Source organism: Rhodovulum sp. HP10, from assembly GCF_047553435.1.
In the GTDB taxonomy this organism is placed as follows: Bacteria; Pseudomonadota; Alphaproteobacteria; order Rhodobacterales; family Rhodobacteraceae; genus Rhodovulum.
The window spans coordinates 3,604,443-3,620,397 of the sequence record NZ_CP180201.1 but is presented as its reverse complement, the minus strand read 5'-3'; the positions used below and the strand labels follow the sequence as shown (position 1 = coordinate 3,620,397).

Sequence of the window (15,955 nt, the reverse complement as noted above, 5' to 3'; positions counted from 1 at the left end):
GATCCTACTCCGCCGCCCGCCGGGCCGGGAACAGACCGTTCAGCCGGGCATTGTGCAGCGTCGCCACCGCACAGGAGGCCAGCCGCGCCTTGTCGTCATCCGACCGTGAATTGAGTATGATAGGCACCTTCGCCCCCATCACGACGCCCGCCCCTTCGGCATGGCTGATATAGGCCAGTTGCTTGGCGAGCATGTTGCCCGCATCGAGGTTCGGCACAACCAGAACCTCCGCCCGGCCCGCCACCTGCGAGGTGATGCCCTTGGTGCGCGCCGCCGTCAGATCGATCGCGTTGTCCATCGCCAGCGGCCCGTCGACCATGCCGCCCCGGATCTGGCCGCGCTCGGCCATCTTCGACAAGAGCGCGGCATCGAGCGAGGAGGGAATATCGGGATTCACCGTCTCGACAGCCGACAGCACGCCCACTTTCGGCACCTCGATCCCGATCGAAATCGCAAGGTCGATCGCATTCTGCACGATATCGACCTTGGTGCGCAGATCGGGGGCGATGTTGATCGCGGCATCGGTCACCATCAGCGGATGCGGCACCCCCGGCACATCCATCACGAAGACATGGGTGAAGCGCCGTCCGGCGCGCAGCCCGTTCTCCTTGCGAAGCGCCGCCCTCAGCAGCACATCGGTGTGCAGATGCCCCTTCATCAGCGCCGCCGCCCGGCCGCCCGCCACCAGATCGACCGCAAGATGGGCAGCCGTCACGGGATCGGCCGCCTCGACGATCTCGATCCCGTCAAGCGAGGCGCCGATTTCGGCCGCCGCCGCCGAGATTTTCGCCGGATCGCCGACGAGGATCGGCGCGATGATCGTGTGACGCGCGCCCAGAAGCGCCCCGCCCAACGCACGCGGCTCCTCGGGGCAGACCACCGCCGTCGGCAGCGGCGCCAGCGGTTCGGCCCGTTCGATCAGCGCGTCGAAATGCCGGTGGCGCTGGATCACCAGTCCCGGGATTTCCAGATCGTTGAACACGAGCTTCTTCGGCGGGGCCTTGACCTCGGCCTCGCCGTCCAGCACCAGCGCCCCATCCGAACAGCGCTCGACCCGGGTCTCGAGCACGATCCGGTTCGGCGGACGCTTCTCGACGACTGTCACCCGGGTCAGAAGCTCGTCTCCGGCCTGGGCACGCTCGTGAAAGACAAGGCTCTGGCTGCGATAGAGCGTTCCGGGACCGGGCAGCAGGTTGCCAAGAACCGCCGAGATCAGGGACGCCTCCCATATCGCGGGCGCGAGCGCTTCGTCCACGCCGTCGCCGTCGCCATCGAACTGCGCCAGATGCATCGGGTTGTAATTGCCCGAGGCGCTGGCGAAGATATAGAAATCGTCTTCGGAGCAGACCCGGACGATTTCGGCACTGTCGCCCACCGCGATTTCGTCGAAGGTGCGGTTTTCGGTGATCTTCATTCGGCAGTCTTTCCTTCTGAAACGGTCTTCGGCGGCTCCCCGGGCCGGCCTCGGGCGCCGGCGAGCTCGATGGCTCCGGCCCCGTTGGAAAAGGCCCCATGCGCGGCCAGCGGGTCCTCGACGACATCCTCGGCAAGCGGCGGCAGTTCCAGAACCGCGCGGAACCGCTGCAACAACTCCAGCGTATGCGGGGCCATCTCCGCGATCGGCCCCGGCACATATTGCACGACGCGCGCGGCAAGCTCGCGTTCCTGCCGATCGCGCAGAAGACAGGGCAGTGTCTCGATCGCGCCCTCGGGGTCATAGGTCGCGATCAGGGTTTGCTCATGCAGGATCCGGGCGCGGCACTCCGCCGTCAGCGAGGCGAAAGGCTCGTCCTTGTTGAGCACCCGCGCCGAGCGTTCCAGCCGGTCGCGCCGGACCGAACCGCGGCTTTCGGCCAGCAGGATCAGCATCCGGATCACCGCCTCGACGAAGCCGCCCTGCTCGACATGCGACAATACCGTCTGCACGATCGGCATCGCGCGCAATTCGGCGGTCGATTTCCGGGACCGCCGCACTGTCTCGGGGGCGCCGAAGGCCCGGGCCCAGGGCGAATTCCACATCGCGAAGAAGCTCATCTCGACCCAAGCATCCCGCATGTCGCGCCCGAAGTCGATCCACTGTTCCGTCATGTCAGCGGCAAAGCGCTCGGCCCAGAGGAACGGATTGTCGATCGCCGCCGGATGCCGCTCCTCGCGCAGCCGCCCGGCGGCGGCGGTGACCGGCGCGAGCCAGGGATTGACCGAGGACATCGCCGTCCGTTGCACCCGCAAGGGATGCAGCCGCCGCGTCGTCTCGGCGGCCTCCGGGCTGACCGAGGCCCGGACCAGGGGCCGGACAGCGGTATCGTAGAATTCGGATTGCATGTTGCTCATCCGCGAGACCGCCGCAAAGGCCGCCTCTTCCTCGCGTCCGCCTGCGATCCGCTCGAGATCGGCAAAGCTGCGTTCGGCAAAGCTGACAAGGAAGCTGCGGTCCTGCCCGCGGCCTTCGGCGGCATCGATCCGCATCTCGTAGAGCCCCGGCGCCAGCGCCTCGATGGTCCTCAGCGTCGACGACACCTCGGTATGCTCCTTCCGGGCGATTTTCGACGAGACGAAGATCCCCAGATGGCCCACTTCCTCATGCACAATATAGACGATCCGCTGGCCGCGGATACGGATGTCCTCGACCCCGGCATAGGCGTCGAGAATCCAGTTCAGCGCCTGTTGCGGCGGCGTGATGTTGTCGCCCTGGCTGGCGAAGACGATGATCGGCGCCCGGATCGCCTTGATGTCGACCGGCCAGCCCGGCTCCAGCATGGCGGTGTTCCTGGTCAGCCGGTTGCCGACGAAAAGCTGCTCGACGACCCAGCGGATCTCGGCCTCGTTCAGCGTGAAGAAGCCCCCCCACCAGCGCTCGAAATCGAGAAAGCGCTGGCGTGCGCCGGGCTGGTCGATATCGCGGAACATGTCGTAATATTTGCGGAAGTAGTTTCGGCTCGGGTTCAGGAGCTCGAAATTCATCACCAGATTGGCGCCGTCGAAGCGGCCGCCGCCCAGATCCGACCACAGCATCGGCTGCACCGCGCCGCCGAGGATCCCGGCATTGTAGCGCATCGGATGCCGGCCGACCTGTCCCGACCAGGTCGCGACCGGCGCACCGTTCAGGACGATGGGCCCGGTCAGGTCGGGATTGGTCGCGGCCAGCAGCAGCGTCGCCCATCCGCCCTGACAATTGCCCATCACCACCGGCTTGGCCGCCGCCGGATGCCGCCGTGTCACCTCGCGCACGAATTCCGCCTCGGCACGGCAGACATCGGCCAGCGTCTGCCCCGGCACCGGATCGCGCCCGAAGGCCACGAAATAGACCGGATGGCCTCCCTTGAAGGCCACCCCCACCTCGCTGTCTGGCTTGAAGCCGCCGATCCCGCCACCATGCCCGGCCCGCGGGTCGATGATCACATAGGGCCGCTTCTCCGCGCGAAGCTCGACCCCCTCGGGCGGCACGATGCGCAGAAGCTGGTAGTTGCAGGGATGCGGCAGACCCGTCCCGTCGATCACCACCTCGTAGCGATAGGCCAGCACCGGCGGACAGCCTTCGGCTTCATGCTCGCGAAAGATGTCCCCCCTTTCGCGCAACGCATCCATCGTCAGCAGCCAGCGCTCGCCCGCATCGCGCAGATAGTCGCGATACTCCGCAGCAAGCCGTCCCGGCGTCATCTCCTTGCCGGAACTCCGCGCCGCCCCCATCAGCCGACGCATCTGGGCCAGCAGCTCGCCTATCCGCGTCGAATGGGTGTCGAGCATCCTGTTGCCGTGACGCCCCGCGACCTCGCGCAGCAGGTCTGCGTTCTCAAGCGCTGCGCCCGCCAGGGCCGTCATCAGCGAAAGCCGGTCCTGTGCCAGCCCCCCCGAGCCCCCGATCAGGGCCCGCATCACCTCGGTCGGATCATCGGCAGACCTGCGGTCCGGATGCATGTCCATGGTCGTCCCCTTCAGCCGATGATCGAGTAACCGCCATCTATGGCGTGAATGCCTCCCGTCACGTTCCTGGCTTCACGGCTGGCGAGAAATGCGCAATAGGCCCCGACATCCTCGATCGTGGCCAGATGATGGATCGGCGCGCGTTCGGCCGCGGCATCGAGCAATTCGTCGAATTCCGCGATCCCCGAGGCCGCGCGCGTCGCCAGCGGCCCGGGCGAGAGCGCATGCACCGAGATCCCTTTCGGCCCCAGCTCCGCCGCCGCATAACGCACCGTCGATTCCAGCGCGGCCTTGACTGGTCCCATCACATTGTAATGTTCGACCACCCGCGTCGCGCCCGCGAAGGACACGGTCATGCAGGTCCCGCCATCGGGCATCAGCGGCTCCGCTCTGCGGATCATTCTCAGGAAGGAATGGACCGAGACATCCATCGCCAGCCCGAACCCCTCGGCCGAGCAGTCGACGACACGGCCATGCAGATCGTCGCGCGGGCAGAAGGCAATCGAATGCAGGACCGTATCGAGCCGCCCCCAACGCGCCCCGATCTCGGCGAAGAGCGCATCCATCTGGGCCTCGTCGCGCACATCGAGCGGCATGAAGATCTCGGCGCCGACCTCCTCGGCCAGAGGCCGCACGAAAGCTTCCGCCTTTTCATTCAGATAGGTGATCGCAAGTCTGGCCCCCTGCGCCCTGAGCGCGCGTGCCGCCCCCCAGGCGATGGACTTGTCATTCGCGATCCCGACGATAAGCGCCGTCTGGCCCTCAAGTGAAAACATGCGTACTCCCCAAACCACAGCGGCTCATGACTTTGCACCCGCAGCATAACGCAGCTCGAATCCCTTTGCACCTGCAGCATAGCCGGCAGCGATGACAAAGCCGTGGCATCCGCTTGACCGGACGGCCGAATGGCGCCCCTTACAGCACCGATGTGGACAGCGCGCGCAGCGCGCGCAGCTCTGGCGCCTGCTCGTCTTCGGAGACGCCCTCGAGCACCAGGTGCAGCGTTTCGACCAGATCCGTCAGCCGGGCCATCTCGGCCGCATCAAAGCGTCCGGACGAGCGCGAGAACCCGGCCAGGCTGCGCAAGGTCTCCGAACCGACAGAGACGGATACGCAATTGGCCACCCCATGTGCGCGCGCGGCCTCGACCACCCCGCCCGGATCTTCCAGGGACGGATCGTCCCACTGGATGGCGCCCGTATTGCAAAAGCTCCAGCGCACCGCGGGGTCGAGCATCACCAGTCCGTTCAGATCGTAGTGATTGCACCAGGATTGCGGATAGGTCCGGTAAAGCACAAGCGGACGGGTGAACCGGACATGAAGCGCCACCACGAATCCCGTATCGCAGGTTCGCTGCAACAGATCCAGAAGCTCGGCGACCTTGTTTACCCTGTTCATGAACCACCCGCCGCAACCCGGAAACATACATGGTATTCTGCGCCTGTTGCTGATACCAAAGCGCCACCCCGTTCAAGACCTTCATCACAAGACGTTATCGCCCGATGGATCTTCGAAAGAAACTGACCGATCGCCTTGCTGCCCTCGCACCCGCGGGGTTTTATGTCGGACTTCGGCTGGGCTTCACCTATCCTGCCCAGGAAATCAACCGGCTGCCGGGCGACTGGACCGACCATTATGCCCGTAACGGGTTGATCGTGCAGGATCCCGTCTTCCGCTGGGTCTACGCGCGTACGGGCGTCATCTCCTGGGCGGCCCTCGCCTTCGACGACCATGCAGATGTCTTCGGACAGGCCGCAAGTTTCGGATTGATCCATGGCGCGGTGGTTTCGGTGATGCGGCCGGGCGAATCCGGTCGGCGCAGCTACGGCACCTTTGCCCGGTCCGATCGCCCCTATGCCGAATCGGAAATGGCCGAACTGCTTCAGATTGTCACTCGTCTGCATCGTGCAGGCTCCGACCGGACGGGCCTCACCCATGCCGAAGCCGAAGCGCTTCGGCTTCAGGCCGACGGGATGCGGCTCAAGGAAATCTCTGCGGAACTCGACATCTCTATGAGCGCGGTCAAGGCCCGGCTGGCCAATGCCAAGCGCAAGCTCGGCGCCGCGACCACATCCCAGGCGACCTCCATGGCGCGCAGCCGCGGCGTCATCTGACTCTCTCTCCGCCCGGATTGTTCCGTTCTCCGGAAACACCTGCACCCGGCGGGCGCAAGCGCCGTTCGGCTGACCAAACACCCCAAGATTCCAGACAATGCACTGCACACCAATTAATATTGGCGAAATCCGGCCAATATTCATCGCAACTTTGGCGAGAAGTGCTGCCATCAGGCAAGACCGCAAAGGGATTTAGCGCTCCAACCAGATGGCGCGCCGATGTGAAAATCGTTCCATATAACGGAACTTTTGCTGCCGTTAATCCATCGAAGATCGCCCTTCGCCCCGGAACAATAAACCCGGAACCGGAAAACACGCCTTTTAAACGAGACGAATGACCTGTCCGGATTAAAAGATGTAAAAATGCCCGCTTTCGCCCTTGGCAAAAGCATTCTAACGGTACAAAGTCGCGCCATTGTAGATGACTATCAGAAGACCTCCACTCGACCCAAGGACAATCAAAATGGCAAAAGACCTGGAAACGCTGACCCTGAAGGAGCTGAAAGACCTCCGCAAGGATGTCGATGCCGCAATCGCGTCATTCCAAGAACGCGAGAAGGCAAAGGCACGGGCCGTTCTCGAGGCGACCGCGAAAGAAATGGGCTTCTCGCTCGATGATATCCTCGGCAAGAAGTCGCGCCGTGTGAAGCCGGTCGCGAAATACCGCAACCCCGAGAATCCCACCGAAACCTGGAGCGGCCGCGGGCGTCGTCCGCGCTGGCTCGAAGAAGCTCTGTCGAAAGGCGCCAGCCTCGAGGATTTTGCAATCGCATGATCCCTATCCCCGGGGGCGCGCATCTCTGACGGGCGCGCATCCCGGGGCCTCACGACCCAAGCCCCCCCTGTCTTTCAACGAATTGCCTTTTCGCAACTGATTGCCCGGTCTTTCCCTTCCGGGCGGCGCGCTTTAGACAAGCGGCATCGCGCTCGTTCCGGGAAGGCATCGCATGACCCGCGTCTTTATCACCGGCACTGCCGGCTTCATCGGTTTCCACCTCGCCGATGTTCTGCTCTCCGAAGGCATGACCGTGCATGGCTTCGACGGCATGACCGACTATTACGACATCTCGCTCAAGCGGCAGCGCCTGGCCCTGCTGGAGGGCCGCGCGGGCTTCACGATGACCGAAGCCATGCTCGAGGACGAGCCCGCCCTCGCGGCAGCGGTCGATGCCTTCAAACCCGACATCATCGTGCATCTCGCGGCCCAGGCCGGTGTCCGCTACAGCCTCGAAAACCCCCGCGCCTATATCGACTCGAACATCGTCGGCACGTTCAATCTGATGGAGGCGGCGCGGCGGCACCAAATCCGCCACCTGATGATGGCCTCCACCTCCTCGGTCTATGGCGCCAATACGGACATGCCCTTCATCGAAACCGAGAAGGCCGACCTGCCGCTGACGATCTATGCGGCAACGAAGAAAGCCACAGAGGCGATGGGCCATGCCTATGCCCATCTGCACGATCTGCCGACCACGATGTTCCGCTTCTTCACCGTCTACGGCCCCTGGGGACGCCCCGACATGGCGCCGATCAAGTTCGCCAGCCGGATCGTGAAGGGCGAACCGATCGACATCTACAATCACGGCGACATGTATCGCGACTTCACCTATGTCACCGACCTGGTGCACGGCATTCGCCTGCTGATGGATGCGATCCCCGAGCGCCCTGCCGACGGCAAGGTTCCGGAAGGCGACAGCCTGAGCCCGGTCGCACCATTTCGGGTCGTGAATATCGGTAATTCCGAAAAGGTTCGCCTGCTCGACTTCATCGATGCCCTTGAAGCCGAACTCGGGGTCAAGGCAATCCGCAACTATATGGATATGCAACCCGGCGACGTGCCCGCGACCTGGGCGGATGCATCGCTGCTGCAGCGCCTGACCGGCTATCGTCCGCAAACCCCGATGCGCGAGGGCGTGGCCGGATTCGTCTCCTGGTTCCGCAGTCATTACGCGACCTGAAGATCGCAATCCCCGGAAAAGCAAATCGAAACGACGGCAGAGCTGCCAAAGCCCCTTGTCGGGCTTGCGACCCCATGGTTACGTTGCGAAGGGAAAGATCTCCGGTTCCGCGACATTCCGGATCTGCGAATACTATTTCTTTATGGCGGTTGCCTAAGACGATATCATGACCGCGTTTATTCAGATCACCTCTCAGAGCTTCCGCGCCCTCGCCTGCGCGGCCTGTCTGGTTGTGCCGCCCGCCTCCCTGCCCGGCCAGACCATCCCGCATCCGGGCGCGGTCCGGCTCGCGCTCCAGAATGCCGATGCCCGCGCCCTGCGTCCGAAATCGGTGATCGAATTGCAGGGGCTCCGGACCTCGCAAAGCGCATTGTCGCGCGACGGCACCCGGCTCACGCTTACCTCGCTCAATCCCAATGCCAATGCCTGGTTCCTGCTGGAAATCGACCGCCCCGGCCAACGGCGCGAGGCCTATCACCTGGAAAACCCGGCACCGCTCACGCAAGATCTTTCGCTCAGCGACGATCCGGCACCGGCCCTCCTGCTGACGGAAGGACAGGCACAGATCAAATGCCGCCCCTGGGCCGTTGCAACGCCGGAGCTTTCCGATGCCCGCGCCTCGGGTCTGCCCTTCGCACCGCTTTGCAACACGCATCTCTATCTGCGCAACCCGGTCTCGGGATCGCGCACGAACCTCGAACGCACGGCCGAGTTCCTGCGCGACAATCTCTGGTTCGGCGAAAGCCTCGTCGGTCTCGTCAAGGATACGCTCTACAAGGACCGCTATCTGGCCAGCGGCCGGGTGCTCCAGGGCGCCGATCCCGGCGCGGTCGACCGCCTGCTGGGCCGGGCCGCGCTGCGCGATTTCCCGGTCATGTATACGACGATGACCTTCGAACTCGTCGGCGCCACGCCCGAACGCATGGAGATGGGGGCATGGTATGCCGTCCGGGGCGCCCCCGGCATCTATGCCTCCGCGCTTCAGCCGCGCATGATCGCGCCCGATATCCTTGCCCGCCGGGGCGAGGCCAACTGGCTCGACGGCATCGAGGGCCGCGCCGATGTCTATCTCGTCGCCTTCGACATGACCGATTTCGATATCGGCTACGAGACCGGCACCGAACATCCCCGGCTCGACTGGTCGTCGCGCCCTTCCGGTCCCGGCCGGAACCGATCGCTGCCCGGCCCGGACGGCTTCGACACCGCGCGGCCTCTGGCGACGGTCGGAATGATCAATCCCGAAGAGGCCCGCCGTGTCGCCGCCACTTTCACCGGCGGGTTCAAGCGCGACCACGGCGCCTTTCGCTTCGGTCCGATGGCCAGGTTCAATAACGGCCACCATTACGGCTTCGTCGTGCACGGGACGGTCCTCAGCAGCCTGCAACCCGACCTGTCGACCCTTTATGTGCTCGATGACGGCACAATCGGGATGAAGACCTGGACCGAGGACGACGACGCGCTGCTGCCGCAGATCCGCTTTGCCCGTCAAAACGGCGTGCCGATCATCGAGCGCGATGCCGCGACCGGCCGGGGCATCGTCGGCCCGCTGGTCCGGCAATGGGGGGCGGGCAACTGGTCGGGCTCGGCCAATGCCGATCTCAGGACGCTGCGCGCCGGTGCCTGCATGAAGACAGCCGCGGGACGCAACTTCCTGATCTATGGCTGGTTCTCGACCGCCACGCCATCGGCCATGGCGCGCACCTTCCAGGCCTATGGATGCGACTATGCGATGCTGCTCGACATGAATGCGATCGAGCATACCTACATGGCGCTTTACACCCCCGACAAGGCAGGCGGTCTCGATACGCGCCATCTGGTCGCCGGCATGAGCCGGATCGACGAGCAAAGCCGCGATGGCCGTCCGATCCCGCGTTTCATCGGCTTTCCCGACAACCGCGACTTCTTCTACCTGATGCGCAAGGAGCCTCTGAGATGACACGCTCGCTGGGCCTTCTGGCGCTCTGCGCCGCCTTGATCGCCACCCCGGCGATGACGCAGACCCTGCCCCAGGCCAATGCCCAGATGTTTCGCGAGATGCAATCCGCCCGTGGCGTCAGCACCGCCGCGATTGCCCGGATCGAAGCGATCTTCGCCCGCTCGGCCGTTATCGGACAGGGCAATCCCGCGATCACGCGTCACGCTCTGAGCCGGGAGGACTGCAATGCCCGTGTCGGCGGCAATGCGCTGGCCCATTACGCCGACAAGCGGTTCGAGAAGATCTGCGGTGCCCGCTACATGGCCCCGCTATACGATCCGCGCAGCGAACGGCCCGAGGAGGCGAAAGCCTGTATCGACCAGTTCGAATATCCCGATATCCCCTGCAGCTATCCGGTGGTCTGGGTGAAGGCGAAGGAAGCTGCCGAGATCTGCGCTGCCGAGGGCAAGCGGCTTTGCGATGCGCATGAATGGGAAGGCGCCTGCGCAGGGGCTCTGGAGCCGCCCGATTACCGCTTCGACCTTGCCCGCGGCCAGTTCGCCTCGGGCGCCGTCGGCCGGATGCGCGCGGCCCATAACGCGAAATATCAGGGCAGCGCCAGCTGGAGCTACGGCCCCGCCTTTCGCAGCGGGATCTGTGCCCAGAACAGCGTGAAAAGCCCGTCCTGTCCGGGCGGCGGATTCGGCAATTGCGGGTCGAACACATATCCGACGGGCAGCTTCGCCAACTGCAAAAGTCCGCTTCAGGTCTATGACATCAACGGAAATGCGGCCGAGCACATGAATCTGCCGCTCGCTCCGGACCAGATGGCCAGTGCCGGCAGCACCGGGCTCGGGGTGACGGAAATGAAGGGATCCTGGTTCATCTGGGACAGATATCGCGCGCATCCCGACTGGTGCCGCTGGCGGGCGCCGTTCTGGCACGGCACCCGCGTCATGAGCCCCGCCAGCCATGAAAACTATCACCTCGGCTTCCGCTGCTGCAAAACCCTGAACTGACACCGCCCCCGAAGGATCGCGCGTCTTCCCCACCGCGTTATAGCCAACAGAATGCGGCCCGTGCCGCTTCCCTGCTTCTGCCTTCCGCAGGGGCCTCTCTTCGGAAAGCAGAGACCCCGGACAGCGTCCGCCTCCTTGCTTGAGAACATCGGGCCAGCAGGACGGCTTCCGTTGCTGTACCCGCAGGGCCTCTGCCCCACCGGCAAAGCCATCGCGCGCCACAGCTCTTTTGCCAGCCGCAAGACCTGAAAGCCGCATCGCCCTCCAGACGCGGCGCAACAGGGGCGAGCGGATCCAACAAGCCGAAGACCGGATGCCCGGAGTAAACAGCAGACGACTTCCCCGGCCCTGGCCATGCCGCCGGCAACGGGCGAGACCGTCCTTGAGAACGCGGTGTCGTCGCCCCGCTCGCCACGGCACGATGGCGCGTTGGTGGCGCCAGCAGGCGTTGCGTCACCCTGCGGTCAAGCCGCTGTGCCGCATCTCGGGGCATATCCTTGCATATCCGCCCCGGCGCGCGGAAGACACAGCGCGCGGCCATCGCCCGGCTCCCAGCTCGCACCCGCCGTCGCCGCTTCGGGTCCTCCGGCCAACAAGCGCCCCTCAGCCCGCACGGGCCTCGCCCGGCAGGATCGTGTCGGGCGAGATGCCCCGCCGTTCGGCGCTGTCACGCACGGCCGCGCGGATCGTCGGACTGCGCGACAAGAGCTTGCGGAATCGCAATTCGTCCAGCAGCAGAAGCGTCGAGGGCGCGATCGCACGTGCCTCGGCGCGCCGGGGCTTTTGCAGCAGCATCGACATCTGCCCGAACATTTCGCCCCGCCCCAGCCGCACGGTCTGGCCCGCCGTTTCCATCTCGACCGCGCCGGTGGCGATGAAGAACACGCTCTTGGCGGGCATGTCCTTGCGGAAGATCACCTCGCCCGGGTTCACATGCCGGGTCACCAGCGAGCGTGCCAACCGTCGAAGCGCGGTCTCGTCGAGATCGGCAAAAAGCGGAAAGCGGCGCACCAGATCTGCCTTGCCAACCGCAAGGTCGAGCGGCGGCCGCTCTTCGGCCTCGGCCCGGCGACGGCCGATATCCTGGGTCAGCACGGTATGCAGTTCGGCCCCGATCAGCCCGTCCTCGCGCATCGCGAGATATTCGCGTTCTTCAAGCCGCAGCGCGGTGCGGCGGATGAAGCGGCGTTCAAGCTCTTCGGCATAGCCCGGATATTGCAACCTCAGCCCGTCCAGCGCGGTCTCGACTGCCTCGCTGCGACGGGCCAGAAGCTCGTGCAGCAGGTCGGCCACCCGGCGGCCGTGAATCCGCCGGATGCGGCCATCGATGAAACCGTCGAGATCGCGCAGGATAAGCCGCTGCGACAGCAGCATCTCGAACCGGTCCGCCGTCATCCTGGCCAGCGGCGCAACAAGCCCCAGCCGGTTGTTCAACACCACCGCCAGCCGGAAGGTGCGGCCATAGCCGGTACCGACCTTCGAGGCACGCACATAGCCGGTGCGCCCGTCCGAACGCGCGCCCTCGATCAACCGGTCGGCATTCGACAGGAGCCGTTCGGTCAGCCCGGTCGATATGGTCCGGTCGCGGATGCGGTCGAGGATGGCGTCGCGCTCGGCGCCCGCCAGCGCGATCAGCCCCAGCGTGACCCGGTCGCGGTCGAGGATCGGCGCCTCGGCCTCGGCCGCCTTCACCGCCTCGTCGAGCCTTTCGCCGAAGCGCTTGGCCTCCGAGCGGACGATGTCATGGCTCAGATTGTAGTTCTCGGTGGTGCGCGCCACATCCTCGCGCACGGTCTGCAGCGAGACCGCCACCACCTGGTTCGAAAGCGCCTGATCGAGCGGCGAGAGCCGGTCGAGCCCCAGCCGCCCGATGACCCAGCGCAGCGTGGTGCCCTGCACGATCAGGGTGAAGAGGGTGAAGCCGGTGGCAAGGATGCCGACCACCCGCTTGGCCTCGCCCGGCACGCGCAGGCTTTCGGTCACGGCCAGCGCCAGCGCCAGCGTCACCGCCCCGCGCAGCCCGCCCCAGAGGATCGCCACGCGATAGGGCCGCTCGACCATGGGCGAAAGCTTCAGCGCCGACAGCAGCGGCATCAGCCCGAACAGGATCACCACCCGTGCCGCGATCGCCGCGCCGACCACGACCGCCACAAGCTTGAGATCTTCCAGCCGCAGCTCTTCGAGAAGCCGCGGGATCAGCAGCGCCGCCAAAACGAAGATGAGCGCCCCGGCCCAATGCGCAAGCAAGTCCCAGACCTCGCGGAGCTTGGTCATCGCAACCGGCGTCAGCCGGCCCGGTCCGGTCAGGTTCAGCGTCAGTCCCAGCGTCACCACCGCGATCACGCCCGAGGCCCCGACGATGCGCTCGGCACAGATATAGGCCAGGTAGGGCAGCGCCACCGACACCGAAATCTGCGCCAGTTCGAACCGGGCGAACAGCACCATGATCCAGAGCCCGACCCGCGTCGCGACCCAGCCCACGAGCACGCCGCCCGCGACAAGCACCGGAATCTGCGTCAGCGCATCCGACAGCGTCGGGTCGGGCACACCGAGCATCACGAAACCCATGAACAGCCCGAACAGCGCGATGGCGGCGGCGTCGTTCAGAAGGCTCTCGCCCTCGATGATCCGCGCCAGTCGGCGCGGCGCCGAGATCGAGCGGAAAATGCTGACCACGGCCGAGGGGTCGGTGGTCGAGACAATGGAGCCGATGAGAAGACAGACCGCGATCGGCAGGGCCGAGGCGAAGGCAAGCGCATAGCCGACCGACAGCGTGGCAACCACCACCGCGACCACGGCCAGAACGAGGATCGGCACCCAGTCGTCGAGTATCCGCCGGAGATTCATGCCAAGCGTGGCCTGAAACAGCAGCGTCGGCAGGAAGACATAGAGAAAGACGTTCGAGCGGATCGGCAGGCTCGTGATCGCGTTGGCGACCGGATTGAGCGCATCCGTGAGGTCGGTCCGCAGCAGGAAGATGGCGCCGCCGCCGACCAGGATGCCGAGCGTCGCGAGGATCACCGCATAGGGCATGCGCAGGCGCGCAGCCAGTGGTTCGGCCGCGCCGATGACAAGAAAAAGGCAGGCCACGATCGTGGTGAGAAGTACGATGTCCATGGTCCTCACATAGCGGGAACTGGGGCGGAGAAAACCACTCTCCGACCGCACGCGTCGTCAGGCCGCGTCCGGGCGGAAGGCAAGGGTCGGCAGCGCCGGCGGCGCGGTGATCCTGCGTCCGGATCAGCCCAGCAGCGAGGCGACCCGGCGCAGCGCAAGCTCGTAGCCCTCGACGCCGCAGCCCGCGATCACGCCATCGGCGCGGAGCGAGACATACGAGCGGTGCCGGAACGGCTCGCGGCGGTGGACATTCGAGATATGGACCTCGATCACCGGTCCGTCGAAGGCATTGAGCGCATCGAGCAGCGCAACCGATGTATGGGTGAAGGCGGCCGGATTGATGACGATGGCCGCGGCCGACTGGCGGGCCTCGTGGATCCAGTCGACCAGAGCACCCTCATGGTTCGACTGCAGGAAGCGGATCGCATGCCCGGCCCCGGCGGCGATCCGGGCGCAGGACGCCTCGACATCGGCCAGCGTCTCATGGCCGTAGATCTCGGGCTCGCGCTGGCCGAGCAGGTTCAGGTTGGGGCCGTTCAGGATGTAGATCGTCTTCATGGCATGCTCCGGGGCCTCGACCCCGCCTGTCTAGACGGTCCCGGGCCGGGCGGGAAGCCCGGTCGACACGAAGTTCGGGCGTCAGAGGTCTCAGGCGTTGAACAGGAAATGCATCACGTCGCCGTCCTGCACGACATAGCCCTTGCCCTCGGCGCGCATCCTGCCCGCATCCCTGGCCCCCTGCTCGCCGCCGCAGGTGATGTAATCGTCAAAGGCAATGGTCTCGGCGCGGATGAAGCCACGCTCGAAATCGCCATGGATGACGCCTGCGGCCTTCGGTGCCGAGGTGCCCACCGGAATGGTCCAGGCCCGCGCCTCCTTCGGCCCCACGGTGAAATAGGTCTCGAGCCCCAGAAGCCCGTAGCCCGCCTTGATCAGACGGTCGAGCCCGGCCTCCTCGAGCCCCAGCTCCCCGAGGAAGACCTCGGCCTCCTCGGGGTCGAGCTGGCTGATCTCCTCCTCGATCTTGGCCGAGATCACGACGCTGGCCGCGCCCTGGGCCTCGGCCATCTCGGCCACGGCCTTCGAGAGCGCGTTGCCGGTCGCGGCCTCCTCCTCGGAGACGTTGCAGACGTAAAGCACGGGTTTCGAGGTCAGAAGCTGCAGCATGCCCCAGGCCTTCGCATCATCCTCGGCGATTTCGAGACTGCGGGCGGGACGCCCCGCATTCAGCGCCTCGAGCGCGAGCTTCAGCAGACGCTCCTGCTGGACCGCCTCCTTGTCGCCACCGCGCACCTTGCGCACCAGGCCCTGCAGGCGCTTCTCGATCGATTCCATGTCGGCGATCATCAGCTCGGTCTCGATCACCTCGGCATCGGCGACCGGATCGACCCGGCCCTCGACATGGGTGACATCGCCATCCTCGAAGCAACGCAGCACATGGGCGATGGCATCGCATTCGCGGATATTTGCCAGGAACTGGTTGCCCAGCCCCTCGCCCTTCGAGGCGCCCTTCACCAGCCCCGCGATATCGACGAAGGTCATGCGGGTCGGAATGATCTGCTTCGAGCCCGCAATTGCGGCAAGCCGGTCGAGGCGCGGGTCGGGGACGGCGACCTCGCCCACATTCGGCTCGATGGTGCAGAACGGGAAATTCGCCGCCTGCGCTGCAGCCGTGCGGGTCAGCGCATTGAAAAGCGTCGATTTGCCCACATTCGGCAGGCCGACGATGCCGGTCTTGAAGCCCATGATCGCGTCTCTCCTGGCTTTGGTCCGGCCGCATGTAGGGGGCCGGGCCCCCGCGCGTCAAGCGGCATGGACGCCGCGCGGGAATCTGCGGGGGGCACAATTCTTCGACGAAGAATTGCCGCCGGCCCTGCGGTCGGCCCCTGCTGGCAGCGCCCGGGTCCCGGC

General features: G+C 65.5%; 12 protein-coding genes. 5 read left to right on the top strand and 7 right to left on the bottom strand.

Features of this window, described 5'->3' with window-relative positions; all coding sequences use genetic code 11:
• Positions 1-4: 4 nt before the first annotated feature.
• The 4 genes from ACK8CO_RS16950 to ACK8CO_RS16935 all read right to left on the bottom strand — a co-directional run bounded on the left by ACK8CO_RS16950 (position 5) and on the right by ACK8CO_RS16935 (position 5,319).
• Positions 5-1,414 carry a bifunctional enoyl-CoA hydratase/phosphate acetyltransferase gene (locus ACK8CO_RS16950; protein WP_414897394.1) on the bottom strand — a complete coding sequence of 470 codons (1,410 nt, stop codon included), beginning with the start codon at positions 1,412-1,414 and terminating at the stop codon, positions 5-7.
• On the bottom strand, positions 1,411-3,921 hold the full coding sequence (locus ACK8CO_RS16945) for a DUF3141 domain-containing protein (RefSeq protein WP_414897393.1): 2,511 nt from the start codon (positions 3,919-3,921) through the stop codon (positions 1,411-1,413). Before ACK8CO_RS16945 ends, ACK8CO_RS16950 begins: the two co-directional genes overlap by 4 nt.
• A gap of 11 nt (positions 3,922-3,932) precedes the next feature.
• A complete protein-coding gene (gene fabI, locus ACK8CO_RS16940) occupies positions 3,933-4,697 on the bottom strand; it encodes an enoyl-ACP reductase FabI (RefSeq protein WP_414897392.1) in 765 nt (254 codons plus the stop codon).
• Between the two features lie 139 nt (positions 4,698-4,836).
• Complete coding sequence (locus ACK8CO_RS16935) at positions 4,837-5,319, bottom strand: autoinducer binding domain-containing protein (protein ID WP_414897391.1); 483 nt, start codon at positions 5,317-5,319, stop codon at positions 4,837-4,839.
• A 104-nt stretch (positions 5,320-5,423) separates the two neighbouring features.
• On the opposite strand from ACK8CO_RS16935, the gene ACK8CO_RS16930 reads away from it, so the two are divergent.
• The 5 genes from ACK8CO_RS16930 (at position 5,424) to ACK8CO_RS16910 (ending at position 10,927) form a co-directional block, all read left to right on the top strand.
• A complete protein-coding gene (locus ACK8CO_RS16930; RefSeq protein WP_080616772.1) occupies positions 5,424-6,035 on the top strand; it encodes a helix-turn-helix transcriptional regulator in 612 nt (203 codons plus the stop codon).
• Positions 6,036-6,498: 463 nt separating this feature from the next.
• Positions 6,499-6,810, top strand: coding sequence for an H-NS family nucleoid-associated regulatory protein (locus tag ACK8CO_RS16925; protein ID WP_080616773.1), 312 nt, complete (start codon positions 6,499-6,501; stop codon positions 6,808-6,810).
• Between the two features lie 172 nt (positions 6,811-6,982).
• Entirely contained in the window at positions 6,983-7,993 is a 1,011-nt protein-coding gene (locus ACK8CO_RS16920) for an NAD-dependent epimerase/dehydratase family protein (protein ID WP_080616774.1), read from the top strand.
• A gap of 166 nt (positions 7,994-8,159) precedes the next feature.
• Positions 8,160-9,929, top strand: a complete 1,770-nt coding sequence (locus tag ACK8CO_RS16915) for a hypothetical protein (RefSeq protein ID WP_414897390.1) — start codon at positions 8,160-8,162, stop codon at positions 9,927-9,929.
• Positions 9,926-10,927: a hypothetical protein gene (locus ACK8CO_RS16910; RefSeq protein WP_080616776.1), complete on the top strand. Its 1,002-nt coding sequence runs from the start codon at positions 9,926-9,928 to the stop codon at positions 10,925-10,927. Before ACK8CO_RS16915 ends, ACK8CO_RS16910 begins: the two co-directional genes overlap by 4 nt.
• Positions 10,928-11,530: 603 nt before the next feature.
• Here the strand turns inward: ACK8CO_RS16910 and ACK8CO_RS16905 are convergent.
• The 3 genes from ACK8CO_RS16905 to ychF form a co-directional block, all read right to left on the bottom strand.
• On the bottom strand, positions 11,531-14,044 hold the full coding sequence (locus ACK8CO_RS16905) for a cation:proton antiporter (protein WP_414897389.1): 2,514 nt from the start codon (positions 14,042-14,044) through the stop codon (positions 11,531-11,533).
• A 123-nt stretch (positions 14,045-14,167) separates the two neighbouring features.
• Complete coding sequence (gene aroQ / locus ACK8CO_RS16900; RefSeq protein ID WP_080616778.1) at positions 14,168-14,602, bottom strand: type II 3-dehydroquinate dehydratase; 435 nt, start codon at positions 14,600-14,602, stop codon at positions 14,168-14,170.
• Between the two features lie 90 nt (positions 14,603-14,692).
• Positions 14,693-15,790, bottom strand: a complete 1,098-nt coding sequence (ychF, locus tag ACK8CO_RS16895; RefSeq protein ID WP_414897388.1) for a redox-regulated ATPase YchF — start codon at positions 15,788-15,790, stop codon at positions 14,693-14,695.
• Positions 15,791-15,955: the final 165 nt, after the last annotated feature.